This is a genomic window from Kitasatospora sp. NPDC056327 (genome assembly GCF_042261735.1).
GTDB lineage: Bacteria > Actinomycetota > Actinomycetes > Streptomycetales > Streptomycetaceae > Kitasatospora.
Genome location: NZ_JBHJRC010000107.1, coordinates 1 through 25,169 on the forward strand (window position 1 = coordinate 1; position 25,169 = coordinate 25,169).

A 25,169-nucleotide genomic window follows, 5' to 3' on the forward strand; every position below is an offset into this window, starting at 1 on the left:
GGGCCGCACCGCGGGGGTGCGGCCCGGCGCCCGTCCGGGTCGGGGAGGACGGCTCAGCCCCGGGGCGCGACCAGGAAGGAGTCGACCAGCGGCCGCACCCCGTCCTGCCCGTAGACCGTGTGGCCCATCAGGTCCACGGTGTGCAGCCGTCCGCGCGGGAAGGCCGCCGCCATCCGGCGCGCGCCCGGCAGGGGCGTCGCCACGTCATGGGTGGCGCTGACCACCAGGACGGGCGGCAGCGGCCCGGGCGCCTGGGCGGGCCGGGGCTCGGGCGGCACGGTCCAGCCCTGGCAGCCGAGCACCTTGTCCAGCTGGTAGACGCTGACCCGGACGTGCGGGGCGGCCCTCGCCACCCGTTCCCGCAGGGCCCGGTACTCGGCGAAGTCGCGGATCCGGAGGTCGAAGTCCCGGCACATCACCAGCTGGTCCGGGCGGCCGGAGAAGGAGGGCAGCCACACGGCCGTCCCCCGCCCCGTCTCCACCGCGGCCAGCTGCTCCGCGGCCTGCTCCGGGCCCCACCACTTCAGCAGGACGGCGAGCAGGCCGGAGAGCCGGTCGGCGTCGACCGGCGCGCTCGTCGGCCCGTCCGGCCCCGGCTCGCGCAGGGTTCCGGCGTCGGCGCGGGCGAACAGCCCGTCCACGACGGCCGTCAGGTCACGGCCGTGGAGCGCGCAGGCCGGAGCCGTCGCGCACCAGTCGGCGAGCCGGCCGAGGCTGCTCTCCAGCGTGAGGCTGCTGGCGGTGATGACGCGCTCCGCGTCGGGACGGTCCGGGTCCAGCGCGCCGTCCATGACCATCGCCCGCAGCCGCCCCGGGAACAGCCTGGCGTAGCGCTCGCCGAGCAGGGTGCCGTAGGACTGGCCGAGGTAGCTGATCCGGTGCTCGCCGAGGGCCGCGCGGATCGCGTCCATGTCCCGGGCCACGCTCGTGGTGTCCATGTGGGCGGCCAGCGGCCCCGACCGGCGCAGGCACTCGGCGGCGAGCCCGGCGTTGCGGGCCCGCAGCCGCTCGAAGTCCGCGGCGTCCCGGGGCCGGAACGCCTCCTCGTCGGGTGCCCCGGCGCAGGAGGCCGTTCCGCTGCGCGCCAGGCCGCGCGGGTCGAACCCGACGATGTCGAAGCGCTGCCGCAGCTCGGGGGCGAACTTGCCGAGCCACGGGTGGTCGCCGTAGATCGCGTCGTCGCTGCCGGGGTTCCCCGGTCCGCCCGGGTTCGACAGGAGGACGCCGATCCGCCGGGCGGGGTCGGTGGCGGGGCGGTGGGCGACGAACACCCCGGTGCTGGGACCGTTCGGCCGCGCCCAGTCCACCGGCACCCGGAGGATTCCGCAGCGCACGCCCGGGGTCGGCTCCGGGAAGGGCTCACGGGCGGGGCAGGGACCCCAGTCGATCCGCGCCGCCGCCGCGGCGCCGGGTTCCTCCGCCGCGGCCGCACCGGGGAGGGCCAGGACCGCGACGCAGGCGGCGAGGGCCAGGAGGACGGCCAGGAGGCGCCGGGACCGGGCCGGAAGGGGGTGGTACCGATGTCTTCTCATGCCCCCGAACAACCCGCCGGGGGCGCCCCGGGGTTGCGCCCCGCACCCCGGCGGTGCCCGATGAGGCAGCCCCGGCGCATCATCAGTCCCCTTGTACCACAGGGCCGTTGACCACCGGCGGGAGGTCGCGCGGGGGCGTCCGGCGGGGCCGGGCGCCCAACGCCGCGCGCCGATGCGACGCGAATCGTCGGACAAGCCCTAGGGTGCGGCCCGTGGACCCCAATCACTACCGGTTCCGCGGCGTGTGGCACCTCGCCGCGCCGCCCGGCGCGGTGTTCCGGGCGCTCGCCGACGTCGCCGGCTACCCGCGCTGGTGGCCGGAGGTCCGCGCCGTCCGGGAGACCGGGCCGGACAGCGGCGAGGTGCTGGTCCGCGCGCTGCTCCCCTACCGGCTGGTCATCGGGCTCACCGCCGTCCGGAAGGACGCCGCCGCCGGGGTGCTGGAGGCGGCCATGCACGGGGACCTCACCGGCTGGTCCCGCTGGACGGTCGACGGGGACGGCGCGGGCGGCAGCCGGGTGCTGTTCGAGGAGGACACCCGCCCGGCCAGGGCTCTGCTGCGCCGCCTGGCGCTGCCCGCCCGGCCGCTCTTCCGGGCCAACCACGCGGTGATGATGCGGCGCGGCCGGCGTGGTCTGGCGGCGTACCTGAACGGGGCGGAACCGGGGGAGGAACGGTTCGGCACCCGAACCGTGTGAACCCGACCCGCCGGGGCCGGGAGGGCGGCCGGATCCCACTGCCCGGCGGCCGGATATCGCCGCCCGGAAGCCGATCTCACCCGTTCGCACGGCCCTGACCAGCGGTGGTCCGCCTTGACCCGATGTTTGCGCGGCGCCTTCGCATGGTCCGTAGCAGACTGGGCAAGGTAGACCGGGCCGTAACCCTGTCCCGAGGATGGTGAGAGTCCGGTGATACCCGTTCGACCGACCAGTCCACCCGACCGGCAGAGCGCAGCGCCGCCCGACGACGCGGTGACCCCGCTCACCGAGTCGGCCGCGCGCAGCCACGTGGCGGGCGTCTGCTTCAAGATCGGACCTCCCCGACTCGTCGGCGTCGAGGTCGAGTCGTTCGTCCACGACGACCGATGTCCCACCCGACCGGTTCCCCCCGAACAGCTGCACGCCGCACTGGACGCACTACCGCTCGGCGGCCCCGACGGGACCTCGCTCCCCTCCGGCGCCCGCCTCACCCTCGAACCCGGCGGACAGGTCGAGCTCAGCTCCTCGCCCGCCGAAGGCCTCACCACCTGCGTCGCCGACACCCGGCGCGACCTCGCCGCCCTGCGGGCCGCCTTCGCCGCCCGGGGCCTGCGCCTCACCGGGACCGGAACCGACCCGCTGGCCCGCCCCCGCCCCATGGTGCTGGACCACCCGCGCTACCGCGCGATGGAGCGGTTCTTCGACTCGGCCGGCCCCTGGGGCCGGATCATGATGACCGGCACCGCCTCCCTCCAGGTCTGCCTGGACGCCGGGGCCGAGGGCGGCCCGCAGGCGATCGCGCGCCGCTGGCGCCTCGCCCACCGGCTCGGCCCGGTGCTGGTCGCCGCGTTCGCCAACTCGCCGCTGCTGGACGGCCGCCCCACCGGGCACCGGTCCACCCGGCAGACCGTCTGGTCCCGGATGGACCCCACCCGCACCCTCGCCCCCGGACCCGACCACGGCGACCCCCGCGAGGCGTGGGCCCGGTACGTGCTGGACGCCGAACTGCTCTGCGTGCGCCGCGACGACGGCCGGCCGTGGACGGCGCCGGCCGGACTCACCTTCCGCGCCTGGCTGCGCGGCGGCGGCGAGCAGCCCCCCACCCTGGCCGACCTCGACTACCACCGCACCACGCTGTTCCCGCCGGTCCGCCCGCAGGGCCACCTGGAGCTGCGGATGATCGACGCCCAGCCCGGCGACGGCTGGGTCGTGCCGACCGCCCTGGCCACCGCACTGCTGGACGACCCGCTCGCCGGGGACGCCGCGCTCGCCGCCCTGGAGCCGCTGGAGGCGGCCGCCGACGGCCCGCGGGCGCCGCGCAGCGACGTCTGGCGCCGGGCCGCCACCCTGGCCACGTCCGACCCCGAGCTGCGCCGCGCCACGCTGGCCTGCTTCGCCGCGGCCGACGCCGCACTGGGCCGGCTGCCCGGGGCGGAGCCGCTGCGTGCCGCCCTCGCCGCCTTCGCCGAGCGCTACCCGGCGCGCGGCCGCTGCCCGGCCGACGACCAGCTGGACGCCCTGCGCTCCGGCACCCGACGCACTCTCCCGGAGGAGGCCGCACCATGACCGCCGACGCCCGTGACGCCGGGACCGCCCGCGACACCGCCACCGCCCGCGACACCGCCACCGCCCGCGGCACCGCCACCGCCCGCGGCACCGCCGCCGCCTCCGGGGGCACGCCGCCGCCGGAGTCCCTCGCCCCGGAAGCCCTGCGCGAGGCGATCGCCGCCGAGCTGCTGGCCGCCCGCGCCCGCACCGCCGCGCTCACCGACTGCGTCGAGGAGCGCGACCTCACCGCCCAGCACTCCCCGCTGATGTCGCCGCTGGTCTGGGACCTCGCGCACATCGGCAACCAGGAGGAGCTCTGGCTGCTGCGCAACATCGGCGGCCGGGACCCGATGCACCCGGAGATCGACCCGCTCTACGACGCGTTCGAGCACCCCCGCGCCGAGCGGCCCGCCCTCCCCCTGCTGCCCCCCGCCGAGGCCCGCGCCTACGCGGGCGAGGTCCGCGGCCGGGTGCTCGACCTGCTCGCCGCCAGCCCGCTGGAGGGGGCGCCACTGCTGGACGCCGGATTCGCCTTCGGCATGATCGCCCAGCACGAACAGCAGCACGACGAGACGATGCTGATCACCCATCAGCTCCGCAGGGGCGAGCCCGCACTGGCCGCTCCCCCGCCGCCGCCCGCCCCGGCGGACGCCGCCGCGCTGCCCGCCGAGGTACTGGTCCCGGCCGGCCCGTTCACCATGGGCACCGACACCGAGCCCTGGGCGCTGGACAACGAACGCCCGGCCCACCGGGTCGAGTTGCCCGCCTACCGGCTGGACACCACCCCGGTCACCAACGGCGCCTACCTGCGTTTCATGGCGGACGGCGGCTACGACGAACCGCACTGGTGGACGCCCGAGGGGTGGGCGCACCGCCGCACCGCCGGACTGACCGCGCCGCTGTTCTGGCGGCACGAGGACGGCCAGTGGCTGCGCCGTCGGTTCGGTGTCCTGGAGCCCGTGCCGCTCGACGAGCCGGTGCTGCACGTCAGCTGGTACGAGGCGGACGCCTACGCCCGGTGGGCCGGCCGCCGGCTGCCGACCGAGGCCGAGTGGGAGAAGGCGGCCCGGCACGACCCGGCGACCGGCCGCTCGCGCCGCTACCCGTGGGGCGACGGCGCGCCGGGCCCCGAGCACGCCAACCTGGGCCAGCGGCACCTGCGCCCGGCCCCGGCCGGCAGCTACCCGGACGGCCAGTCCCCTTACGGGGTGCGGCAGTTGATGGGTGACGTGTGGGAGTGGACGGCCAGCGACCTGCACCCCTACCCGGGCTTCCGGGCGTGGCCGTACCGGGAGTACTCGGAGGTCTTCTTCGGGCCCGAGTACAAGGTGCTGCGCGGCGGCTGCTTCGCGGTGGCGCCGGTCGCCTGCCGGGGCACCTTCCGCAACTGGGACTACCCGGTGCGCCGGCAGATCTTCTCCGGGTTCCGCACCGCCGCCGACGCCGGCGACGGGTCCGGAGGCGGACCCGCGGGCGCACCGGGGCGCGGCGCCGGGCGCGGGGGCTCCGCCGCCACGGAGGCCGGCTGATGTGCCGGCACCTCGCCTACCTGGGCGAGCCGGTGGCGCCCCGGGCCCTGCTGGTGGAGCCGCCGTCCGGCCTCTACCGGCAGTCCTGGGCGCCCCGCCTGCAGCAGTACGGCACGGTCAACGCGGACGGCTTCGGCCTCGGCTGGTACGCGGACGGCGACGAGGTGCCGGCCCGCTACCGCCGGGCCGGGCCGGTCTGGGCGGACGCCTCGTTCGCCGACCTCGCCCGGGTCCTGCGCACCCGGGCGCTGCTGGCGGCCGTCCGCTCGGCCACCGAGGGCTGCGCGGCGGGCGAGGAGGCGGCGGCGCCGTTCGCCGCCGGGCGCTGGCTGTTCAGCCACAACGGGGCTCTGGCCGGCTGGCCGGAGCGGACCGGCGCGCTCGCCGCACAGCTGCCGCCGCAGGAGCTGCTCGGGCTGGTGGCGCGCACCGACTCGGCGCTGCTGTGGGCGCTGGCGCTGCACCGCCTGCGCGCGGGCGCCGGGCTGGGCGAGGCGCTGGCCGACACCGTCGCCGAGGCCTCCGCGCACACCACCGGGCGGATCAACCTGCTGCTGACCGACGGCCGGGAGATCGCCGCGACCACCTGGGGCGACACCCTGCACCACCGCACGGTGCCCGGGCGGGGCGTGCTGGTCGCCTCCGAGCCCTCCGACGACCACCCCGGCTGGACGGCCGTGCCGGACCGGTCGCTGCTGCTGGCCGGTCCCGACGGGGTGACCGTCAAACCGCTCTGAGCGCGGCCTCCCGAGGCCGCCCGGGCTTCTCGTCTCTTCACTTCCTGAACAGAGGATCCATCTGTCATGAGCACTTTTGATCTCACCCGGCTGCTGCCCGCCGACCACTTCAGCACGGCCCTGCGGCAGGACGTCCAGACCGGCCTGACCGCCGAACCGAAGTCGCTGCCGCCCAAGTGGTTCTACGACGCGCGGGGCAGCGAGCTGTTCGAGGAGATCACCCGGCTGCCGGAGTACTACCCGACCCGGGCCGAGCGGGCGATCCTCACCGCCCGGGCCGGCGAGATCGCCGCCGCCACCCGGGCCCGCACCCTGGTCGAGCTCGGCTCGGGCTCCTCCGAGAAGACCAGGCTGCTCCTGGACGCGCTGCGCGACCTGGGCACCCTGGAGACGTACGTGCCGGTGGACGTCAGCGAGAGCGCGCTGACCGCGGCCGGCGAGGCGCTCGCCGGCGAGTACCCGGGGCTCGCGGTGCACGGGGTGCTGGCGGACTTCACCGCCCGGCTCGGCCTGCCCCCGGCGGGCGGTCCGCGCCTGGTCGCCTTCCTCGGCGGCACCCTCGGCAACCTGCTGCCCGCCGAGCGGGCCGGCTTCCTGCGCGGACTGCGCGCCGCGCTCGACCCGGGCGACTTCCTGCTGCTCGGCACCGACCTGGTGAAGGACCCGGCGGTGCTGGTCGCCGCGTACGACGACGCGGCCGGGGTGACCGCCGAGTTCAACCGCAACGTGCTGAACGTGCTCAACCGGGAGCTGTCGGCCGACTTCGACCCGGACGCGTTCGCGCACGTGGCGCACTGGGACGCCGAGCGGGAGTGGATCGAGATGCGGCTGCGCTCGCTGACCGACCAGACCGTGAAGATCCCCGCGCTGGACCTGCCGGTGCACTTCGAGGAGGGCGAGGAGCTGCGCACCGAGGTGTCGGCGAAGTTCCGCCGGGAGCGGGTCGCCGAGGAGCTGGCGGCGGCCGGGATGCAGTTGGCCGCCTGGTGGACGGACGAGCAGGGGCGGTTCGGGCTCTCGCTGGCCCGGCCCGCCGAGTAGGACGGCCCGCGGCCCGCGGCCCGCGGCCCCCGGCTGCGGGCCGCTCGGCCCCCGCACCCTAGCGCCCCGGCGCCGCGCGCGGGGGCCGAATCCGCCACTCCCTGCGGTGGTCCGGCCGGCTCCGGTATCCCTTTCCGGCAGGAGGGATGTCCTTGATCTTCGACCGGCTTCGCACCCGCAGCAGCCGCCCCGAGCGCGGCCCGCGCCGATCCGCCGCCACCGCGTCCGGCGGCGGCTGCCCCTACTCGCACGCCCACGTCCACGGCCATCTGGTGCCGGAGGAGGACCCGGAACCGTCCGCGCCGGAGGCCGGCCCCGGCCCGGGGCCCGGCACCGACGACGGCGCACACTTCACCGACCCCCGGGAGGCCGCCGCCTTCGTCCGGCAGTTCCACGCCGAACAGCCCGCCGCCGGCGCCCCGGAGGAACGGATACGCGCCGTCCTCGACGAGATCGACCGCACCGGCACCTACGAGCACACCCCCGCCGAGCTCGCCCACGGCGCCCGGCTCGCCTGGCGCAACGCCGCCCGCTGCATCGGCCGGCTGTACTGGCGCAGCCTGGTGGTGCGTGACCTGCGCCACCTCTCCTGCGCCGACGACATCGCCGGCGAGTGCTTCGCCCACCTGCGCACCGCCACCAACGGCGGACGGATCCGCCCGGTCGTCTCGGTGTTCGCCCCCGACCGGCCCGGCCGTCCGGCCGCCCGCGTCCTCAACCAGCAGCTCGTCCGCTACGCCGGCCGGCCCGGCCCGGACGGCCGGTGGACCGGTGACCCGGCCGGGGCGCAGCTCACCGCCCGGGCCCGGGACCTCGGCTGGAAGGGCGGCGGGGAACCGTTCGAGGTGCTGCCGCTGCTCGTCCAGGAACGGGCCGGTGAGCGCCCCGAGTGGTACGAGCTGCCGCAGGACACCACCCTGGAGGTCCGGCTCTCCCACCCCGGCCACCCGTGGTTCGCCGAGCTGGGGCTGCGCTGGTACGCGGTGCCGGCGATCAGCGACATGACGCTGGAGATCGGCGGCGTGCGCTACCCCACCGCGCCGTTCAACGGCTGGTACATGGGGACCGAGATCGGTGCCCGCAACCTGGCCGACGCCGACCGCTACGACATGCTGGCCACCGTCGCCGGCCGGCTCGGCCTGGACACCTCCAGCGACCGCACGCTCTGGCGGGACCGCGCGCTGGTGGAGCTGAACGTCGCGGTGCTGCACTCCTTCGAGCAGGCCGGGGTGACCATGGCGGACCACCACACCGAGTCCCGCCGGTTCCTCCGGCACATCGCGCAGGAACGGCGGCTCGGACGGCCGACGCCCGCCGACTGGAGCTGGATCGTGCCCCCGGTCTCCGGCGGGCTGACGCCCGTCTACCACCGGTACTACGACCCGGTGGACCCCGCGCTGCGCCCGGCGTTCGTGGCCCGTGAACCCTGGTGACCCGGCGGCCCCGGAGCCGGCTCCGGCCGCGGGCCCGGCTCCGGCTCCGGCTCCGGCGCCGGCCCGGCTCCCCGCTGCGGCCGCTGCTCCAGCCGCTCGAAGCGCAGCACCAGCCCCTCCAGGAGCGCCTCCAGCCCCGTCTCGAAGGCGCCCTCGTCGACGGCCGCCCGGTGCTCGGCCAGCCGGTGCGCCTCACCGAGGTTCGGGTAGTCGGCCGCGTCGTACACCCCGGCGTCCTCCGGGAAGCCCGCCGCGAACGAGGCCAGCGCCGAGCCGGTGACGAAGTACCGCATCAGCGCGCCGATCCTGGTCGCCTGCCCGCGCGGCCAGCCCGCCTCGACCAGGCAGCCGAAGACGGCGTCGGCCAGCCGCAGCGCGTTCGGCCGGCGCCCCGGGCCCTGGGCCAGCACCGGGACGATGCGGGGGTGGGCGGCGAGCGCCGCCCGGTAGGAGCGGGCCCAGTCGCGCAGCGCCCCGGGCCAGGGCGCACCGGCCGCGAACATCGACAGGTCGACCTCGCCCATCACCCCGTCGACCACCGCGTCCAGCAGCTCGTCCTTGGTGGCGAAGTGGTTGTACAGGGACGGCCCGCTCACCGACAGCTCACGGGCCAGCCGGCGGGTGGAGAGCGCGGCCAGGCCCTCCTCGTCGACCAGTCGCAGCGCGGCGCCGACGATGCGCTCGCGGCTGAGCAGGGGGGTGCGCGGGCGGGGCATCGGCGCGGTTCCTCCGGGGGTGCGGACACGGGTGGCGCCGGCCGGTGGTGCCGACGGGTGGTACGGGTACGGCCGGGCGGGTGGGCCCGGTGCGGGCCGGGGCCGATTCTGACAGGTCCCCCTTCCCAGCGGGGCCCGGCCGGGGCTACAGTCCCCCCGTAAAACTTGCAGCGCTAGTTTAATCGGACGGATCGCCCATGGATCTGGAACTCTCCGAGGAACAGGCCGCCGTCCGCGCGCTCGCGGCCTCCTTCACCGACCGCGAGATCGTCCCGCACGCCGCCGCGTGGGACCGCGCGGAGTCGGTCGACCGCGCGATCGTCGGCCGGCTCGGCACGCTCGGGTTCCTCGGCCTGACCCTCCCCGAGGAGTACGGCGGCAGCGGCGGCGACCACCTCGCGTACTGCCTCGTCCTGGAGGAGCTGGGCCGGGGCGACTCCGCCGTGCGCGGCATCGTCTCGGTCTCGCTCGGCCTGGTCGCCAAGTCCGTCAACGCCTACGGCACCGAGGCGCAGAAGCGGCACTGGCTGCCCCGGCTCACCTCGGGCGAGGCACTCGGCTGCTTCGCCCTCACCGAACCCGGCACCGGCTCCGACGCCGCCAACCTCACCACCCGGGCCGTGCGCGACGGCGACTCCTGGCTGATCAGCGGCACCAAGACCTTCATCACCAACGGCACCTGGGCCGACGTCGCCCTCGTCCTCGCCCGCACCGGCGGGCCCGGCCACCGGGGCATCACCGCCTTCCTCGTCCCCACCGGCCTGCCCGGCGTCACCCGCCGCGAGATCCACGGCAAGCTCGGCCTGCGCGGCCAGGCCACCGCCGAACTCGTCCTCGACGCCGTCCGGGTGCCCGACGACGCCCGGCTCGGCGAGGCCGGCAAGGGCTTCACCGTCGCCATGGCCGCCCTCGCCAAGGGCCGGATGTCGGTCGCGGCCGGCTGCGTCGGCATCGCCCGCGCCTGTCTGGAGGCCGCCGTCCGCCACGCCGGCGAGCGCGAGCAGTTCGGCGTGCCGATCGCCTCCCACCAGCTGGTCCAGCAGCTGCTCGCCGGGATCGCCGTGGACGTCGAGGCGGCCCGGCTGCTCACCTGGAAGGTCGCCGACCACATCGACCGCGGCCTGCCGTTCGCCACCGAGTCCTCCGTCGCCAAGCTCTTCGCGAGCGAGGCCGCCGTGCGGGCCGCCAACAACGCGCTCCAGGTCTTCGGCGGCTACGGCTTCATCGACGAGTACCCCGTCGGCAAGTACCTGCGCGACGCGCGGGTGATGACCCTCTACGAGGGCACCAGCCAGATCCACCAGCTGCTCATCGGGCGCGCGCTCACCGGCGTCAACGCCTTCTGACCCACCGTCCCCCCTCTCGACAAGGAGCCCGACGTCGTGCGTCCTGTCTACTTCGCCGCAGCCCGCCGCACACCCATCGGCCGGCTGCGCGGAGCGCTCGCCACGGTCCGCCCGGACGACCTCTCGGCCACCGTGCTGCGCGCCCTGCTCGCCGACCTGCCCACCCTCGACCCGGCCCGGATCGACGACGTCTACTGGGGCGCCGCCAACCAGGCCGGCGAGGACAACCGCAACGCCGCCCGGATGGCCGTCCTGCTCGCCGGACTGCCCGACAGCGTCCCCGGCGCCACCGTCAACCGGCTCTGCGCCTCCGGTCTGGAGGCGGTCACCACGGCGGCGCGGGCGATCGGCTCCGGCGAGGCGGACGTCGTGCTGGCCGGGGGCTGCGAGTCGATGACCCGTGCCCCCTTCGTCCTCCCCCGCCCCGACGAGGCCCTGCCGCACCGGATCGAGACGTACGACACCCGGCTCGGCTGGCGGCTCACCAACCCCCGGATGGCCGAGCTCCACGGCGTGCTCTCCATGGGCGAGACCGCCGAGGAGGTGGCCGTCCGCCACGGCATCACCCGGGAGCGGCAGGACGCCTTCGCGCTGCGCAGCCACCGACTGGCCGCCGCCGCCCGCAAGGACGGCCACTTCGACGCCGAACTCGTCCCGGTCGAGCGGGCCGACGGCATCACCGTCACCGTGGACGAGTCCATCCGCGAGGACACCAGCGCGGAGAAGCTGGCCCGGCTCAAGCCCGCCTTCCGCCCCGGCGGCACGGTCACGGCGGGCAACGCCTCACCGATGAACGACGGCGCGGCCGGCCTCGTCCTGGTCAGCGGGGAGGCGCTGCGCGAGTTCGGCCTGGAGCCGCTCGGCCGGTACGTGGCCGGCGCCTCCGCGGGCGTCCACCCGGACGTCATGGGCATCGGGCCGGTGCCGGCCACCCGCAAGGTGCTCGCCCGGACCGGCTGGTCGCTCGGGGAGATCGAGGAGGCCGAGCTGAACGAGGCCTTCGCCGCCCAGGCACTCGCCTCCGCGGACCTGCTGGGGATCGATCCCGAGCTGGTCAACCCGGCCGGCGGCGCGATCGCGCTCGGCCACCCGCTCGGCGGCTCCGGCGCCCGGATCCTGACCACCCTGCTGCACCGGATGCGCCGCACCGGCGGGCGCCGGGGCCTCGCCACCATGTGCGTCGGCGTCGGCCAGGGCACGGCGGTGCTGGTGGAATCCGTCTGACGGGCCCGTCCGTCCTCATCGACCCACCGACTCCCGAAGGAGCAGCAGTGACCCGATTCGCGGGCAAGGTCGCCGTCGTCACCGGCGGTGCACAGGGCATCGGCGCGGCCACCGCGCGCCGGCTGGCCGAGGAGGGCGCGGCGGTGGCCGTCGTCGACCTCTCGGCCGAGCGGGCCGCCGCAACGGCCGAGGAGATCACCGCCGAGGGCGGCACCGCCCGGGCGTACGGCTGCGACGTGGCCGACTACGACGCCGTGGAGGCGGTGTTCGCGCGGATCGCCGAGGAGCTGGGCGGTCTGCACATCCTGGTCAACAACGCCGGGATCACCCGGGACAACCTGTTCTTCAGGATGGCCAGGGCGGACTGGGACGCGGTGCTGACGGTCAACCTGACCAGCGCCTACAACTGCAGCCACGTGGCGCAGAAGTACATGGTCGCGCAGAAGTGGGGCAAGATCGTCTCGCTCAGCTCGCGCTCGGCGCTCGGCAACCGGGGCCAGGCCAACTACGCCGCCGCCAAGGCCGGGATCCAGGGCCTGACGGCGACGCTCGCCATCGAGCTCGGCCCGTTCAACATCAACGTGAACGCGGTGGCCCCCGGCTACATCGCCACCGCCATGACGGCCGCGACGGCCGCCCGGGTCGGCGCCACGGCCGAGGAGCACCAGGCCGAGGTGTCCGCGCGCACGCCGCTGCGGCGGGTCGGGCAGCCGGAGGAGGTCGCCTCGGTGGTCGTCTTCCTGGCGAGCGAGGACGCCTCCTACGTCAGCGGGCAGACGCTGTACGTCAACGGCGGGGCGCGCTGACACGGGAAATCTTCTGACGCGGGGTCAGAAAAACGTCCCCGGCGATGGGTTACCGTCGCCGGGGACGTCTTCCGCCCCAGCGCCCCGAGGAGCCCGATGGCACGCCCGCACCCCCTTCGCCGCGCCCTGGCCCTGCTCGCCGTCGGGGCCACCGCGCTCGCGGCCGGCACCGTCTCCGCCGCCCCCGCCGCCGCTTCGGGCGCGGGCTCCGCCACCGGTGTCCACGTCCGCCCCGCCTCGTCGGGCCGCGTCAGCGCCGTCGGGCGCACCGCGCCGCTCGCCACCTCGCAGTGCCTGGCCGAGCTCGGCCTGCGCTGCTACTCCCCGCTCCAGCTCCGCGAGGCCTACCACCTGAACCCCCTCTACCAGGAGGGCGTCACCGGCCGGGGCCGCACCATCGTCGTCGTCGACTCCTTCGGCTCGCCGACCATCCAGCACGACCTGGAGGTGTTCGACCGGCAGTGGGGCCTGCCCGACACCCAGGTCGAGGTGATCAGGTGGGGCGACGTCCCGCCCTTCGACCCCACGAACCCCGAGCACACCGGCTGGGCGGGCGAGGCCACCCTCGACGTCGAGTACGCCCACGCCGTCGCGCCGGACGCGCACATCGTCCTGGTCGAGACCGGCGTCGCCGAGACCGAGGGCACCACCGGCCTGCCCGAGATGATGGACGCCGAGCTGGCGCTCATCCGCGCCGGGCGGGCGGACGTCATCTCCCAGAGCTTCGGCGCCACCGAGAACACCTTCCCCGGCTTCGAGCAGGGCGACTTCCGCTCACTGACCGACCTTCGCCACGCCTTCCGGGAGGCCGCCGCCCACGACGTCACCGTGCTCGCCTCCTCCGGCGACGCCGGTGCGACCGACTACCAGCAGAACGGCACCGACCTCTACCCCTACCGGGTCAACTCGTGGCCGTCCTCCGACCCGCTGGTCACCTCGGTCGGCGGCACCCGGCTCACCCTCGACGACGCCGGGCGGCGCACCGCCCCCGACGAGGTCTGGCACGACGCCTACGGCGCGGGCGGCGGCGGGGTCTCCGGCGTCTTCGCCCGGCCCTGGTACCAGGCGGGCGTCGCCCCGGTCACCGGCGACCGCCGGGGCACCCCGGACATCAGCATGAGCGCGGCCGTCGACGGCGGCGCCTGGACGTACGAGTCCTACGACCCCGCCCGGGCCGGCTGGCACCTCACCGGCGGCACGAGCGAGGCGGCACCGGTCCTCGCCGGCGTCGTCGCCCTCGCCGACCAGCTCGCCGGCCGTCGCCTGGGGCAGCTCAACTGGCGCCTCTACGGCCTGAGCATGCTCCCGCCGGAGCGGAGCGGCCTGGTCGACGTGACCACCGGCGACAACTCCTGGGACAAGGTCACCGGCTACCGGGCCACCAAGGGCTACGACCTCGCCAGCGGCCTCGGCACCATCGACGCCCACCGCCTCGTCCACGCCCTCGCCGGCCGGTAGGGCCCCGACGGAGAGCGGCCGCCCCCGGCCCCAGCCCTCGGTCGAACCGGGGAATCCCGCACTCGGTGCGTGATTTCGAAGCGCCACGGGACTCCGAGGAACGGAATCCCGGCGGGTGCGCCGCTGAAACACGTCGGCGGGCTGCCGCAGAGGTGACCCAACCCGCTCCGCTGCGCTGCGGACCGGCCGTGTTGTCAGTGGCCGGGGATACGGTGCAGCCTGATGGGCCGGACGGAGATCGTAGGGGACTCGCGGCTATGGGGGGTGGGTCGCACAGGCCCCGGCAGCCGGCTCGGGACTGGAGGTATCCTGCCTCGTCACCACCCCCCAACTCCGCGCTGGTTCAGGTCCTGTCGTGAGCAGTGGTGTCGCCCGGCGGCCGGCGGCCGACCGTGGAGCACTCCGCCGGAGAGCCGCGCACCGTTGGTGGCGGGCCACTGGCGGACGGACTTGACGATGTGCCGGCTCGCCCCACTGTTCGGGGTCCCCAAGTCGGCGGCGAGCCGCATCATCGCGAGGATGAACAACCGCGCCCTCGGCGAATGGGCATGGCCGACCACCGTACGATGACCGGCCGTGCCGGAAACGACTCGGAGATCGTTTACGGGACAGCCTTTAGAGGAGCGCACCCTTCAACCCCGGAACTCAAACGGCGGGATCGGCCCATCGGGCCCGCCCGGACCGCCACGTTCCTCCTCCGGGCGCGGCCGGAAGGCTTGTCGGCTCATACCTTCGGTGCGGGACCAAGTCCGGTAGTGCGCCACCGATTCCACACGGGCCGGCGACATCCAATCCTCCTCCACGGACCGAAGCGCGCGGGGATCGGGCCTCTCCCCCGCCGCCTCAAGGAGGTCGAACACCATGCGAATGGCGAGGGGTTCCGTGAGGTCTCGGGTCGCCTCCTCCGCACCCCAACGAATAACAGTCTCCGCGGCCCTGGTCAGCCCCTCGGCACTCGCGCCCGGAAAGATGAGAGCCAGCGTCGCGCGCACGATCTCAACAGCGTCCTCGGACCGCATGGTCACCTCCTCTTCTCGCAGACGATGCAGAGACCTGACCGACCGGAGACCCTGAGGGCGATCAGGCTCACATTCTGCACCTGACGTAGACACTCATGCCGGTCAAGGTGGGCATACTGCTGAGTCGACAGCATGTCTCGAACGAAGACCTCCCAATGGTCCTGTGCACGCACCCAATCGTTGCGATGTGCCACTCGCACCCAGGCATCGGCGAAGTCCTGCTCGGCATAGCTGCCATGAAAATAGGCAAAAATGTCGTCGATCAAACCCGGAGGCTTCAGCCGCTGCCCGATACGGCGGCGACGAAAGAGAGTCTGGGTGGAAATCGACTTCACCTTGTTGATGCGCTGAGCTATAACGTGACCCGCAAATCCGCCGATGATGGCAGGAACGAGCAGCCAGCCGACCAGCGACGTCGCCCACAACAGTGCATGCTGGGGTGAGTCGATCAAGGTAAAAGCGCGGTACACGCCAGAGGGGCTTGCTGCTCGGATCGCAAATACATAGAGCACGCCAAGGGCCGCGGCCATAGGAATGCACCAGTCTATGACCCACTGACTGGTGCCTTTGAGAGCCTTTCGGGAACGCCACACCCGCCGGACCCTCCGCATGAATCCCCTGCCATGGGGTGGCAACTTCAGATGCGTGGGGATCGGAATGGGTCCGATAGCCACTGTCACTCCTCCAGGTCCATATCACTGGACCTGATCATGACCGTCATCTGGCGCCGGGACTCCATGACGCAGGCAACTGTTACCAGATTCTGACTTCCCGTCATCGCGAGTGCACCCCGGCGCCACACAACACAACGCAACGTGGCCGCCACCGCGGGGGCGGCCACGTTGCGTCGCTGTCAGATCGCCTGCGCGAACTCGATGAAGGACCGCCAAGCCGCCGGGGTGAAGGCGAGCTGCGGGCCGGACCTGTCCTTCGAATCACGCACCAACACGGACTCGGCGGCATCGGCAACCTCCACGCAAGCGCCGCCCTCACCGCCGCTGTGACTGCTCTTCAACCACAGCAGGTCACTCATCGGACCGACCGGGCGAACTCGACGAAGGCGCGCCAAGCCTCCGGAGAGAAAGCGAGCTGCGGGCCGGACCTGTCCTTGGAGTCACGCACCAGCACGGACTCGGCGGCATCGGCAACCTCGACACAGTCGCCACCCTCGTTGCCGCTGTAGCTGCTCTTGAACCACACCAGATCGCCGCTCATCGCTCTCCCAGCATCTTCTCGATCAAGGACAGGGAATCCTGCGGAGAGTGCGCCTGCGCCCTGAGGGTGCCGTATCGCGCGTTCAGGAGACGGACCTCCTCCGCGTCCGTGATGAGCCTACCGTTCGTCTGGGCCTCGATATAGACGGTCTGCGGACGTCCTTTGGGCGTGATCAGCTTGAACGAACCTTCCACGCTCGCGTTCTCGGCGCGGTCCATCGGCATGATCTGGAGCGTCATCCCGCGGGTGCTGCCGATCTCCAGGAACCGTTCGAGCTGTCCTCTGTGGACGTCCGGCCCACCGAGCCTGCGGTGCAGCACTCCCTCGTCGATCACCCAGCTGTAGACCGCGCGCGGCCATCGGGCCAGGATCTCCTGTCGCGCCATCCGAGCCGCCACCCGGATCTCGACCGTCTCCTCCGCCAGTACCGGCTGCCGCATCCGGAACAGCGCACGGGCGTAGTCCTCCGTCTGGAGCAGCCCCGGCGCCAGATACGCGCTCCAGTCGTGGAGTTCGACGGCCTCGATCTCCAGGCCGGCGTAGTTCCGGAACCACTCCGGGTGCCGCACCCGCGCCTTGGCCTTCGCCCGCTCGATGTCACCCGCCGTGGCGATCAACAGCCCTCGCGCGTCCAACACCCGCTCCGACGCCTCCAGCAACTCCCGCTGCGGCGTCCGCTTCCCCTGCTCCACCGCGCCGATCAGGCTCTCGGTGTAGCCGACCTCCTTGGCGAACTCCCTCTGCGTCATCCCCGCCTGCTCGCGCAGGATCTTGATCTGCCGCCCGACCGCCCGCAGGAAGTCCGACACCTCCGACAGGTCCTCGTCCAACTGCGGCCTCGCGTCGCCGCTCTCCCCGCCGCCCCGAACCTCGGCCATTCCGGCCTCCCCTGTTTCTCCGGTCGCACTCGACCGACGCCCATGCAGCACGTTCCGCACGCACCCGGGCACGCACCGTGTCCGGGGAATGCGCTGTCAGCGTAGGCCGGAAGAAGGACCGTTCCTCACGAAGTCCGACATCCCCTTCGATGCCACCAGATCGCCCGCCCGCATCCCGCCCGCCCGCCGGCCGCCGGTCCGGCGACCCCGAATCGCCCGCGTGAGCGATCAACTTCCTTGGGGCGAAGGAACTTCACTCCACCTCGTCCGCCTGCGCGGGACCACCTGCCGACAGGCGCGCACCAAAGCGCTGCTGCGGCCCGCACCACACGTTCACCACCGCGCGCCGGGCGTGCACCACCGCGCGCCGTATCCACCCGCCCCCGGCCGGCCGGCTCGCCGGTCACCCTCCGACGTCACCACGGGAGCCCGGCACCGAACCGCCGGGCCGATCCCGGGCTCCCGCTACTCCCCGGCAAGGGCGGTGCGCAGCTCCTTCCGGAGGCGGAGCGTCGCGTCGGCGGGCAGTCCCATGAGGGTGAACCGCAGTTCCTCCGAGAACTCCGCGATCAGATCGAGGTCCCCGAGCTGACGCCGGAGCTCGGATGCCGCCGCCTCGTCCGGGTCGACCGGGAGGTCCTCCTCCGATTCGGCCAGGCACTCAAGGTGCTCGTCCACGGCCTCCAGCGCCCGGCCGCTGGTCCAGACGGCGAAGTCGTGGCAGCCGAACAGGTAGGTGTGCGCGGCGAACAGCGTCGCCGCCGCGGTGGACTCGTCCGCGTCGTCCGGGCCGTCCTGGCCGTCGTTGTGGCAGTACTCGCCGAGCATGTACTCGGCGACGCCGCGGTTCACCGCCGCGTAGGCCGTCGATTCACCGAGCACGCCCTCCCAGACGGAATTCAGCAGGGGGCGCAGGCTCAGCGTGAACGGCGCACGCTCGTCCTCGGGCAGTGCCTCGTGCCGGCCCATGAGCCGTTCCGCGACCCCGGCGGCGAAGACCCGGCGCTCTCCGGGCGACGCCGACCTCAACCGCTCCTCCACCAGCGCCGACAGCTCCCACCGCGTGCCCATTCGAACCACCTCGGATCAGCGATCCCGGCGCGGCCGCGCCGGCGACGGGATCATCCCAGACACCGCCGACATGGCCCTTGAAGATCCTGCGACGGGAAGGGACTTCCGCTCCCGCACCCGGCAGGATGGGTACCGTGCCGAAGAATCCCCCGGAACCGATGAAGGCCCCGGACCGTGCGGGCGGCCTGCGCCCCGGCAGCCTCCGCCCCGGCGGCCCCGTGCCCGTGGTCCGGGTGCCGGTCGGGCTCGTCGTGCTGGTCGGTCCGCCGGCCTCGGGCAAGACCAGCTTCGTCCGGGCCCTGGTCAGGCTCGGGCGGCTCGACGCGGAGGCCGTGGTGTCCAGCGACGGGATCCGCACGGAGCCGTTCGGGGCCTCACCCGGCGAGGCGGCGCCGGAAGCGGCGGACGGCCAGGTCTTCGAGCAGCGGGACCGGCGGATCGTCGCCGGGCTCGCCGCCGGACACGGCGCCGTCGCCGAGTCCACGAACGTCACCCCGCAGGCACGCGCACGGCTCATCGCCGTCGCCGGGCGCTTCGGCGCCCCCGTGACCGCACTGCGCTTCGACCCCGGCCTCGCCGACCTCCTCCGGCAGTACACCGAGCGGGGCCGCACCGACCTCACCGCCCCGGAGGTCCGCACCTGCGCGGCCGTCATGGCCCGGGAGGGCGGCGCCGACCGGCTCCGCTCCGAGGGGGCGACCGCCGTCCACGACGTCCCCGGATGCCGCGAGGGGGTCACACCCGCCGAAGCCGCCACGCGCTTCTCGTTCTTCCGGCCCGCCCGGCCGGGCATTCTTCGTTACTGGGTTGCTTTTTTGACCAAGTAACGTTTCCATGGACGGTGTGCATCAGGCAGACACCCCTCCCGTGCTCGTCACCGGGGCCACGAGCCGGATCGGCCGGATCGTCGTCGACCGGCTCCTCGACGCCGGCGTACCGGTCCGGGCCCTCACCCGTCGCTCCGGGGCCGCGGTGCGGCTGCCGCCCGGGGCCGAGGTCCGCACCGGCGATCTCACCGTGCCCGGGTCGCTCGAACCGGCCCTGAAGGGCGCCGGTGCGGTCTTCCTCGTCTGGACCGCGCCGCCCCGCACCGTTGCGGAGGTCGTCGAACGGCTGGCGGCCCACGGACGGCGGGTCGTCCTCCTCTCCTCCCCGCACCGGACCCCGCACCCCTTCTTCCAGCAGCCCAACCCGGTGGCGGCGCTGCACGCCGACATCGAGCGGCGGATCGCGGCCACCGGGGTCGAGTCCACGATCGTCCGGCCCGGGATGCTCGCGTCCAACTCCCTGGCCTGGTGGGCCCCGGCGATCCGGGCCGGCGGGACCGTCCGGTGGCCGCACGCCGCCGCCCGGACGGCACCCGTCGACGACCGGGACGTCGCGGCCGTCGTGGCGCGGGCGCTCCACCAGGAGGGGCACGCGGGGGCGGACTACGTCCTCACCGGCCCCGAGTCGCTCACCCAGGCCGCGCAGGTGGAGGCCATCGGCGACGCCCTGGGCCGCCGGATCGCCTTCGAGGAGATGACACCGGACGAGTTCCGCAGCCTCGCGCAGGGCACGGCGCCCGGTCCGGTCGTGGAGATGCTGCTCGCCGCCTGGCACGCCGCGGTCGGCCCGCCCGCGTACGTCACCACCACGGTGGCCGACGTGCTCGGGAGGGAGCCGCGAACGTTCCGCCGGTGGGCCGCCGACCACGCCCGCGCGTTCACGGAGGGGCCGTGACCACGGGCGCGCCGCCGGGGAGTTCCGGTACGGTCCCCGAACCATGGACACGAACGCGGACCCCGGGATGATCGACGTTCCCTCCGGGCAGGTCGCCCTGACCGACCGGCGCACGCAGCGCAGCTGGACGGTCGGGCTCGCGCCCTACCGGCTCGCGGCGCACCCGGTCACCCGGGCGTTCTACGCCGGGATCGCCGGCCCGGCTCCGGGCGCGCCCCCGGGGGACCGGCGGCCCGCCGAGGGCGTGTCCTGGTGGGACGCCGTGCGGTTCTGCAACGCGCTGTCGCTGCGCGAGGGCCACTCCCCCGCCTACCGCTTCGCGGACGGCGGCGAGGAGGTCGAGTGGGACACGTCCGCCGACGGGTACCGGCTGCCGACGGAGGCCGAATGGGAGTACGCCTGCCGGGCCGGCACCACGGGACCCCGGTACGGTCCCCTCGACGAGATCGCGTGGTACCGGGGCAACTCGGAGGAGCGCCTCCGCGAGGTGTGCGGCAAGCGGCCCAATCCGTGGGGCTTCCACGACACGCTCGGCAGCGTCTGGGAGTGGTGCTGGGACCTCTACGACGCCGAGGTCTACGGCACCTACCGGGTGCTGCGCGGCGGTGGCTGGTTCGACGAGCACTGGAGCTGCCGGGCCTCCGTCCGGCGCCGCAGCCACCCGACCTTCCGGGTCGACGACGTGGGCTTCCGCGTCGCGCGGACCGTCGCGGGCTGACCGGCCGGAACGCGCCGCCGGCCGGTGAAGCCCTCCGGCGGTCCGCGAAGGACGCGCCGGAGGGCCCGGGAGCCGGCACCACCGGCCCCGCCTCCGCCCGACGGGGCCGGCGGAGCGGCTCAGCGGTGCCAGTTGCTCCAGTTGCCGCCGGTGTCGCGCTCCTTGTACCAGCTGTTGCCGTCGGTGCCGCGCACCTTCAGCTGTAGGTAGTTGCCGTTGTGGGCGCTGATCGTGGCGTCCGAGGTGACCACGCCGCCCAGCGACATCACGGGGCTCGGGGCACCGGGCGCCGGGGGCATCCAGGTGGTCCAGATCGCGTGGTCGGCGCCGACGAAGAAGGACTGGCGGGTGCCGTCGTCGAAGTAGTACATGGGGATGTTGAAGCCGTAGCCGCCACCGCACAGGAACTTCGCGCCGGGCCAGCCGATCCAGGGCTCGGCCGTGGTCGCGGACTTCTTGCACCCGTAGTTCACCAGGGTGTCCACCTGCGCGGCCTGGGCGGTGCCCGCCGCCCCGGCGACAGCCCCGACCAGCGTGGCGGCGACCACGGCCGACGACGCGACGGCCTTCCCGAACCTCTTCATCCCCATGACCCCTCCGGACAACGGACCCGCCCGCCCGCCGGTCCGGCGGGCGGCGCGAAGGCCCTCACCGTCCATCCTCACCTGCGCGTTCACCCCGTCCGACCACAATCTCCGAGTCCCGCCCGAGCGACCCGCAGGGAGTGCCCGGGTGATCCCCGTGGATTGCCCGCACGCGCGGACGGACCCGACCCGCCCGGGTGGGCCCGTTCAGGACCGCCTACCATCGGGCCTGTGATCGTATGGCTCAACGGCACCCACGGCGCGGGCAAGACGACGACGGCCGCACTCGTGCAGCCGCTGATCCCGGACTCGCGGATCTTCGATGCCGAGAAGGTCGGCGAGACCCTCATGGACATCACGCCGGGGCTCCCCGGGACGGACAACTTCCAGCACTGGCCGCCGTGGCGGCCGCTCGTGGTCGAAACCGCCCGCCGCGTGCTCGACTACACCGGCGGCACCCTGGTGGTGCCCATGACCGTCCTGGTCGAGCAGTACTGGCGCGAGATCAGCGCGGGCCTGGCGGAACACGCCATTCCCGTACGGCACTTCGTCCTCCACGCGGACCGGGCCACCCTCCGCGGCCGGATCGCGGGAGACACCGTGCTCGGCCCCGACTCGCCGTTCCGCCTCCGGTACCTCGACCCCTACGCCGAGGCGGCCCGCACCTGGCTGCACGCCGAGGCCGAGGTCGTCGACACCACGCTCCTCACGCCGGTCCAGGCCGCCCACCGGATCGCGGAGGCCCTCGGACACTGACGGCTCCCCGGCGCCGGACCACTCCCCCGGCGCACCCGTCAGGTCTCGGGAGCCGTCCGGTCACGGGTCATCACGCGGGCCTCCCAGGGGGCGAGTTCGCCCTGGTAGACGCGGGATTCCCACCAGGTGCCCTCGCCGGGCAGCGGCACGCCCAGCAGGACGCGACCGCCCGACTTCGAGAAGGCCACCTCCACCTCGCCGGCGATGACGGCCTGCATGAACTCCGGCGCGAGGCAGGTCGGCACCCAGTCGAAGACGTAGCCCTCGCAGACGATCCGGCAGTCGCTGCTGCCGTCCCTCAGCATGACGAGGAACACGTGCCCCGTCAGGGCCTCCAGATGGAGGTCGACCTGGAGCGGCGCAACCGGCACCGCCTCCACCGAGCCGAAGAGCCCCGACGCCTCGACCGCGGCGGCGAACTCCGCCGCGTCCACCACCGGCCAGGGCTCACCGGTCCGCAGTGAGCGCCTGACCTGGCGGCGGTTCTCCTGCCACTGGGCCCAGGCACTCGCGAGGCCCGCCAGGATGCCCATCGGGGATCAGGTGGGTTCGGGGGCGGGGCCCGCGAGGGAGGCGAGGTGGCGTTCGGCGGCGCGGAGCTTCCGGCCGCCGGGGCCGGGGAGGTGGGCGCGGAGCTCGATGATCTCCGGAGCGATCCGGAGGGCCTCCGCGCGGTCCGGGATCGCCCGCCAGCAGGCCTCCGCGTTGGTCGCCGCGTGCTGGGTCTCCGGGTGCTCGGCCCCGTGGGAGCGGAGCAGGGCGAGGGCGACCTCGCGGTAGATGTCCGCCGCCTCGGCCGTGCGGCCGGCGAGGCGGGAGACGTGGGCGCGGACCTGGCGGACCTGGAGGACCGGCGCGGAGACGGGGCCGTGCTCGGCGATCGCCTCCAGTTCGAGGGCGAAGGCCAGATCGGTGGCGGCGGCGTGGTCGCCCGCGTCGGCACTGCGGACGATCCGGCCGATCACCTCAAGGTAGTCGGCGCGGGGCTGGGCGACCTCCGGCACGGGGGTCCCGGCGACCGGAGCGGCGTCGGCCGGAACGGCGTCGGCCGGGGCGGTGTCGGCCGGAACGCTGTCGGCCGGGGCCGGGGCCAGGGCCTCGTCCGCCTCCGCCTCCGCCTCCGCCTCCGCCTCCGCCGGAGCGTCCTCGGCCGCGCGGGCCGTCGGCTCGGCGGGCCCTGCGGCCCGGGCGGGCTCGGCGTCGGAGCGGACCGGCGGGGTGGCACGCACCGGCTCGTCGACGGGCTCGGACCGCTCGTCGACCGGCGGCTGCCAGGCGTTCGCCTTCCGCAGGTCGACGGGGCGCGACGGGAGCGACGGGGTGGGCGGCACACCGGGCTTGAGCAGGCTCACCGGGCCCTCCGGGGCCCGCGCCGGAGCGGCCGGGGCGTCGGCCACGGCGGGGGCGGCGGCCGACTTGTCCAGGGTGACGGCGGACCGGGGGTGCGGCACGGAGTCCTGCGGGAGGAAGCCCTGCGGCACCGCGTCCCGGGGCACCGAGTCCCGGGCCACCGCGTCCTGCGGGACGGCATCCTGCGGGACGGCCTCCCGGAGCGGCGCACCCCACGGCCGGTCGTCCCAGCCGGCGTCCTCCTGCGCGGCCGGGCGGGGCAGGACGGCGGCCGGGCTCGGGCCGTCGTACCCGGCGGTGTCGGCGAACGGACCCTCACCGCGCCGCGCGGTGTTGCGGAAGAACGGGCGGTCCGGCGCGTGGGTGCCGAACACGATCACGTCCGGCCGGAGCACCGAGTAGACCTGCTGCCGCAGTTGCTCGGGGGCCAGCACCGCCTCGGCGCCCGGGCGCCCGCCGTGCAGGGCCTCGATCAGCGCCCGGGTGAACGTGCCGATCTGCTCCGGGTCGGGGCTGACCACGGCCCACAGCGGCAGGCCCTCGCCGAGCGCGGGGCCGGCGCCCTGGAGCAGCGGCCAGGCGTTCTGGTCGGCGCTCAGGTCGGCGATCACCAGGGTCTGCCACTCGGCCGGGCGGTGGCGCAGCTCGCCGGCGACGGCCTGCCAGGCGAGGCCGTCCTGACGGATGCTGCCGGGCTTGGAGTCCCGCAGGGTGAGGTGGAGCTGGCCACCGCGCTTGTCGGCGAGCAGGTGGCCGCCGAGGTGGACGAGCAGCGGTCCGGGGTGGCGGGCGGCGGCGCGCAGGTGGGCCAGCACGGTGTGCGGGTCGCTGGCGCCGGGGAGGTGGACGGCGTCGACGGCGTCGGCCGCGAGCAGCACCTGCGGGGAGACGGCGGCGAGCATCGCGGAGAGCACCGGCGCCTGCGCCGGTCCGCCGCGCCCCCAGGCCCGGCGGCCGGAGCTGCCGTAGCCGCCCTCGATCACCAGGATCCGGCCGCGCGGCCCGCCGGCCAGGCCACCGCCGGCGCCGGGCAGGCCGTGCGCGGGGGTGGCGCCGGGGACGGTGAACGGCAGGGGCGTGGCGCCGGGCGGGGGCGGGACGACCGGGGGCGCGGACGCTGCGGGCGGGTCGGCCGCGCCGCCCACGGCGGGCATGCCGGTGACGGTCCATCCGGTGGAGGGGGCCGGCGGTCCGGGGACCGGGCCGGGGCCGGACAGCGGGGCCGGCGGGTCGTGGAGCGGGGCCGGAACCGGCGGGTCGTACAGGGCTGCCGGACCGGGCGGGTGCTCCTCGTAGGCGTTGCGCGCGGGCCGGGGCGGTACGGCGTCCTCGGGTCCCGCGTCGGTCGTCGGTTCGGGACCTCCGGGGACCGCCTTCGTCTCCGCCATCTCCAGGTCACCGCCCCGCCCCGCCGCTCAGCGGCGTCTGCTGCCTCGTGCCGCGTGTGGCGCCTGTCACCACACCCGTGGGCGCCACCCTACGAGATCCCGCCATGCCCGAGCCACGCCGGGTCGGCGTTGCGCGCGCGTCGCTGACGCTCCCCCAGGACGCGGCACCGGGGCGGGCAACCGCCCGAAGGTGCACGGGAGAACGGGAAGGGAACGGGTGAGGGACAAAAGAGGCACGGGTGGAGTGGAAAGCCGGACCGGCCGGCTTCCCGCTCGGCCCCACGGCCGCGCCGGGGCGCGCCTCCCCGCGCCCGTGGTGGCGCCTCCTGCCGGCGAGCACGGGCGCGGGGCGAGCGGAACGGGGGCGGGGCGAACGGGGGGGCGGAGCGGGAGGCCGGTC

General features: G+C 74.8%; 25 protein-coding genes and 1 pseudogene. 15 read left to right on the plus strand and 11 right to left on the minus strand.

Annotated elements, in window-relative coordinates; all coding sequences use genetic code 11:
• Nucleotides 1-53: 53 nt before the first annotated feature.
• Nucleotides 54-1,532, minus strand: a complete 1,479-nt coding sequence (locus ACFCX4_RS17660) for an alpha/beta hydrolase (RefSeq protein WP_376143355.1) — start codon at nucleotides 1,530-1,532, stop codon at nucleotides 54-56.
• A gap of 212 nt (nucleotides 1,533-1,744) precedes the next feature.
• On the opposite strand from ACFCX4_RS17660, the gene ACFCX4_RS17665 reads away from it, so the two are divergent.
• The 6 genes from ACFCX4_RS17665 (at nucleotide 1,745) to ACFCX4_RS17690 (ending at nucleotide 8,518) form a co-directional block, all read left to right on the plus strand.
• On the plus strand, nucleotides 1,745-2,230 hold the full coding sequence (locus tag ACFCX4_RS17665) for an SRPBCC family protein (RefSeq protein WP_376143357.1): 486 nt from the start codon (nucleotides 1,745-1,747) through the stop codon (nucleotides 2,228-2,230).
• Nucleotides 2,231-2,440: 210 nt separating this feature from the next.
• Nucleotides 2,441-3,796 carry an ergothioneine biosynthesis glutamate--cysteine ligase EgtA gene (egtA, locus tag ACFCX4_RS17670; protein ID WP_376143359.1) on the plus strand — a complete coding sequence of 452 codons (1,356 nt, stop codon included), beginning with the start codon at nucleotides 2,441-2,443 and terminating at the stop codon, nucleotides 3,794-3,796.
• Complete coding sequence (gene egtB / locus ACFCX4_RS17675; RefSeq protein WP_376143361.1) at nucleotides 3,793-5,307, plus strand: ergothioneine biosynthesis protein EgtB; 1,515 nt, start codon at nucleotides 3,793-3,795, stop codon at nucleotides 5,305-5,307. Before egtA ends, egtB begins: the two co-directional genes overlap by 4 nt.
• Nucleotides 5,307-6,044 (plus strand): ergothioneine biosynthesis protein EgtC, encoded by a 738-nt coding sequence (gene egtC, locus ACFCX4_RS17680; protein WP_376143363.1) that lies wholly within the window; start codon nucleotides 5,307-5,309, stop codon nucleotides 6,042-6,044. The genes egtB and egtC overlap by 1 nt, the downstream gene beginning before the upstream one ends.
• Before the next feature lie 66 nt (nucleotides 6,045-6,110).
• Nucleotides 6,111-7,085, plus strand: coding sequence for an L-histidine N(alpha)-methyltransferase (gene egtD, locus ACFCX4_RS17685; RefSeq protein WP_376143364.1), 975 nt, complete (start codon nucleotides 6,111-6,113; stop codon nucleotides 7,083-7,085).
• Nucleotides 7,086-7,231: 146 nt separating this feature from the next.
• Nucleotides 7,232-8,518 carry a nitric oxide synthase oxygenase gene (locus tag ACFCX4_RS17690; RefSeq protein WP_376143366.1) on the plus strand — a complete coding sequence of 429 codons (1,287 nt, stop codon included), beginning with the start codon at nucleotides 7,232-7,234 and terminating at the stop codon, nucleotides 8,516-8,518.
• Here ACFCX4_RS17690 and ACFCX4_RS17695 read toward each other — a convergent pair.
• Nucleotides 8,461-9,234 carry a TetR/AcrR family transcriptional regulator gene (locus ACFCX4_RS17695; protein ID WP_376143368.1) on the minus strand — a complete coding sequence of 258 codons (774 nt, stop codon included), beginning with the start codon at nucleotides 9,232-9,234 and terminating at the stop codon, nucleotides 8,461-8,463. The two genes, ACFCX4_RS17690 and ACFCX4_RS17695, sit on opposite strands and share 58 nt — an antisense overlap.
• A gap of 197 nt (nucleotides 9,235-9,431) precedes the next feature.
• Between ACFCX4_RS17695 and ACFCX4_RS17700 the strand changes: the two genes are divergently transcribed.
• From ACFCX4_RS17700 to ACFCX4_RS17720, 5 genes and pseudogenes are all read left to right on the plus strand, one after another.
• A complete protein-coding gene (locus tag ACFCX4_RS17700) occupies nucleotides 9,432-10,580 on the plus strand; it encodes an acyl-CoA dehydrogenase family protein (protein ID WP_376143370.1) in 1,149 nt (382 codons plus the stop codon).
• A gap of 36 nt (nucleotides 10,581-10,616) precedes the next feature.
• Nucleotides 10,617-11,804, plus strand: coding sequence for a thiolase family protein (locus tag ACFCX4_RS17705; RefSeq protein ID WP_376143372.1), 1,188 nt, complete (start codon nucleotides 10,617-10,619; stop codon nucleotides 11,802-11,804).
• Between the two features lie 47 nt (nucleotides 11,805-11,851).
• Nucleotides 11,852-12,610, plus strand: coding sequence for a 3-oxoacyl-ACP reductase FabG (gene fabG / locus ACFCX4_RS17710; RefSeq protein ID WP_376143374.1), 759 nt, complete (start codon nucleotides 11,852-11,854; stop codon nucleotides 12,608-12,610).
• Nucleotides 12,611-12,706: 96 nt separating this feature from the next.
• Entirely contained in the window at nucleotides 12,707-14,068 is a 1,362-nt protein-coding gene (locus tag ACFCX4_RS17715; protein WP_376143376.1) for a S8 family serine peptidase, read from the plus strand.
• A gap of 384 nt (nucleotides 14,069-14,452) precedes the next feature.
• Nucleotides 14,453-14,581, plus strand: a pseudogene (locus tag ACFCX4_RS17720) (IS5/IS1182 family transposase); the annotation flags it as partial.
• 119 nt (nucleotides 14,582-14,700) lie between these two features.
• Here ACFCX4_RS17720 and ACFCX4_RS17725 read toward each other — a convergent pair.
• From ACFCX4_RS17725 to ACFCX4_RS17750, 6 genes are all read right to left on the minus strand, one after another.
• Nucleotides 14,701-15,087 carry a hypothetical protein gene (locus ACFCX4_RS17725; protein WP_376143378.1) on the minus strand — a complete coding sequence of 129 codons (387 nt, stop codon included), beginning with the start codon at nucleotides 15,085-15,087 and terminating at the stop codon, nucleotides 14,701-14,703.
• 2 nt (nucleotides 15,088-15,089) lie between these two features.
• Entirely contained in the window at nucleotides 15,090-15,698 is a 609-nt protein-coding gene (locus ACFCX4_RS17730) for a DUF6313 family protein (protein ID WP_376143400.1), read from the minus strand.
• Nucleotides 15,699-15,940: 242 nt separating this feature from the next.
• On the minus strand, nucleotides 15,941-16,120 hold the full coding sequence (locus tag ACFCX4_RS17735) for a DUF397 domain-containing protein (protein ID WP_376143380.1): 180 nt from the start codon (nucleotides 16,118-16,120) through the stop codon (nucleotides 15,941-15,943).
• A complete protein-coding gene (locus ACFCX4_RS17740) occupies nucleotides 16,117-16,302 on the minus strand; it encodes a DUF397 domain-containing protein (RefSeq protein ID WP_376143382.1) in 186 nt (61 codons plus the stop codon). Before ACFCX4_RS17740 ends, ACFCX4_RS17735 begins: the two co-directional genes overlap by 4 nt.
• Complete coding sequence (locus ACFCX4_RS17745; protein ID WP_376143384.1) at nucleotides 16,299-17,180, minus strand: Scr1 family TA system antitoxin-like transcriptional regulator; 882 nt, start codon at nucleotides 17,178-17,180, stop codon at nucleotides 16,299-16,301. The genes ACFCX4_RS17740 and ACFCX4_RS17745 overlap by 4 nt, the downstream gene beginning before the upstream one ends.
• Nucleotides 17,181-17,645: 465 nt before the next feature.
• Complete coding sequence (locus tag ACFCX4_RS17750; protein WP_376143386.1) at nucleotides 17,646-18,251, minus strand: hypothetical protein; 606 nt, start codon at nucleotides 18,249-18,251, stop codon at nucleotides 17,646-17,648.
• Between the two features lie 134 nt (nucleotides 18,252-18,385).
• Here ACFCX4_RS17750 and ACFCX4_RS17755 point away from each other — a divergent pair, with 134 nt between their 5' ends.
• From ACFCX4_RS17755 to ACFCX4_RS17765, 3 genes are read left to right on the plus strand one after another with little or no spacing between them, the layout of a single operon-like run.
• On the plus strand, nucleotides 18,386-19,078 hold the full coding sequence (locus ACFCX4_RS17755) for an AAA family ATPase (protein WP_376143388.1): 693 nt from the start codon (nucleotides 18,386-18,388) through the stop codon (nucleotides 19,076-19,078).
• Nucleotides 19,079-19,094: 16 nt separating this feature from the next.
• Nucleotides 19,095-19,973, plus strand: coding sequence for an NAD(P)H-binding protein (locus ACFCX4_RS17760; RefSeq protein WP_376143389.1), 879 nt, complete (start codon nucleotides 19,095-19,097; stop codon nucleotides 19,971-19,973).
• Nucleotides 19,974-20,016: 43 nt separating this feature from the next.
• Nucleotides 20,017-20,691 (plus strand): formylglycine-generating enzyme family protein, encoded by a 675-nt coding sequence (locus ACFCX4_RS17765; RefSeq protein ID WP_376143391.1) that lies wholly within the window; start codon nucleotides 20,017-20,019, stop codon nucleotides 20,689-20,691.
• A gap of 119 nt (nucleotides 20,692-20,810) precedes the next feature.
• Here ACFCX4_RS17765 and ACFCX4_RS17770 read toward each other — a convergent pair whose 3' ends face one another.
• The gene (locus tag ACFCX4_RS17770; protein ID WP_376143393.1) at nucleotides 20,811-21,275 is read right to left on the minus strand and encodes a hypothetical protein; all 465 of its coding nucleotides are present in this window, start codon (nucleotides 21,273-21,275) and stop codon (nucleotides 20,811-20,813) included.
• A gap of 231 nt (nucleotides 21,276-21,506) precedes the next feature.
• On the opposite strand from ACFCX4_RS17770, the gene ACFCX4_RS17775 reads away from it, so the two are divergent.
• Nucleotides 21,507-22,031 carry an AAA family ATPase gene (locus tag ACFCX4_RS17775; protein ID WP_376143395.1) on the plus strand — a complete coding sequence of 175 codons (525 nt, stop codon included), beginning with the start codon at nucleotides 21,507-21,509 and terminating at the stop codon, nucleotides 22,029-22,031.
• Nucleotides 22,032-22,069: 38 nt separating this feature from the next.
• Here ACFCX4_RS17775 and ACFCX4_RS17780 read toward each other — a convergent pair whose 3' ends face one another.
• Both ACFCX4_RS17780 and ACFCX4_RS17785 read right to left on the minus strand, forming a co-directional pair.
• Nucleotides 22,070-22,564, minus strand: coding sequence for a hypothetical protein (locus ACFCX4_RS17780; RefSeq protein ID WP_376143396.1), 495 nt, complete (start codon nucleotides 22,562-22,564; stop codon nucleotides 22,070-22,072).
• 6 nt (nucleotides 22,565-22,570) lie between these two features.
• Nucleotides 22,571-24,769 carry a hypothetical protein gene (locus ACFCX4_RS17785; protein WP_376143398.1) on the minus strand — a complete coding sequence of 733 codons (2,199 nt, stop codon included), beginning with the start codon at nucleotides 24,767-24,769 and terminating at the stop codon, nucleotides 22,571-22,573.
• Nucleotides 24,770-25,169 lie beyond the last annotated feature (400 nt).

Excerpts from the sequence above, each read along its gene's own strand:
- ACFCX4_RS17660 (WP_376143355.1), bottom strand. The coding sequence starts at position 1,532 with ATGAGAAGACATCGGTACCACCCCCTTCCGGCCCGGTCCCGGCGCCTC.
- egtB (WP_376143361.1), top strand. The coding sequence starts at position 3,793 with ATGACCGCCGACGCCCGTGACGCCGGGACCGCCCGCGACACCGCCACC.
- egtC (WP_376143363.1), top strand. The coding sequence starts at position 5,307 with ATGTGCCGGCACCTCGCCTACCTGGGCGAGCCGGTGGCGCCCCGGGCC.
- egtD (WP_376143364.1), top strand. The coding sequence starts at position 6,111 with ATGAGCACTTTTGATCTCACCCGGCTGCTGCCCGCCGACCACTTCAGC.
- ACFCX4_RS17690 (WP_376143366.1), top strand. The coding sequence starts at position 7,232 with ATGTCCTTGATCTTCGACCGGCTTCGCACCCGCAGCAGCCGCCCCGAG.
- ACFCX4_RS17695 (WP_376143368.1), bottom strand. The coding sequence starts at position 9,234 with ATGCCCCGCCCGCGCACCCCCCTGCTCAGCCGCGAGCGCATCGTCGGC.
- ACFCX4_RS17700 (WP_376143370.1), top strand. The coding sequence starts at position 9,432 with ATGGATCTGGAACTCTCCGAGGAACAGGCCGCCGTCCGCGCGCTCGCG.
- ACFCX4_RS17715 (WP_376143376.1), top strand. The coding sequence starts at position 12,707 with ATGGCACGCCCGCACCCCCTTCGCCGCGCCCTGGCCCTGCTCGCCGTC.
- ACFCX4_RS17725 (WP_376143378.1), bottom strand. The coding sequence starts at position 15,087 with ATGCGGTCCGAGGACGCTGTTGAGATCGTGCGCGCGACGCTGGCTCTC.
- ACFCX4_RS17730 (WP_376143400.1), bottom strand. The coding sequence starts at position 15,698 with ATGCGGAGGGTCCGGCGGGTGTGGCGTTCCCGAAAGGCTCTCAAAGGC.
- ACFCX4_RS17735 (WP_376143380.1), bottom strand. The coding sequence starts at position 16,120 with ATGAGTGACCTGCTGTGGTTGAAGAGCAGTCACAGCGGCGGTGAGGGC.
- ACFCX4_RS17740 (WP_376143382.1), bottom strand. The coding sequence starts at position 16,302 with ATGAGCGGCGATCTGGTGTGGTTCAAGAGCAGCTACAGCGGCAACGAG.
- ACFCX4_RS17745 (WP_376143384.1), bottom strand. The coding sequence starts at position 17,180 with ATGGCCGAGGTTCGGGGCGGCGGGGAGAGCGGCGACGCGAGGCCGCAG.
- ACFCX4_RS17750 (WP_376143386.1), bottom strand. The coding sequence starts at position 18,251 with ATGGGCACGCGGTGGGAGCTGTCGGCGCTGGTGGAGGAGCGGTTGAGG.
- ACFCX4_RS17765 (WP_376143391.1), top strand. The coding sequence starts at position 20,017 with ATGGACACGAACGCGGACCCCGGGATGATCGACGTTCCCTCCGGGCAG.
- ACFCX4_RS17770 (WP_376143393.1), bottom strand. The coding sequence starts at position 21,275 with ATGAAGAGGTTCGGGAAGGCCGTCGCGTCGTCGGCCGTGGTCGCCGCC.
- ACFCX4_RS17780 (WP_376143396.1), bottom strand. The coding sequence starts at position 22,564 with ATGGGCATCCTGGCGGGCCTCGCGAGTGCCTGGGCCCAGTGGCAGGAG.
- ACFCX4_RS17785 (WP_376143398.1), bottom strand. The coding sequence starts at position 24,769 with ATGGCGGAGACGAAGGCGGTCCCCGGAGGTCCCGAACCGACGACCGAC.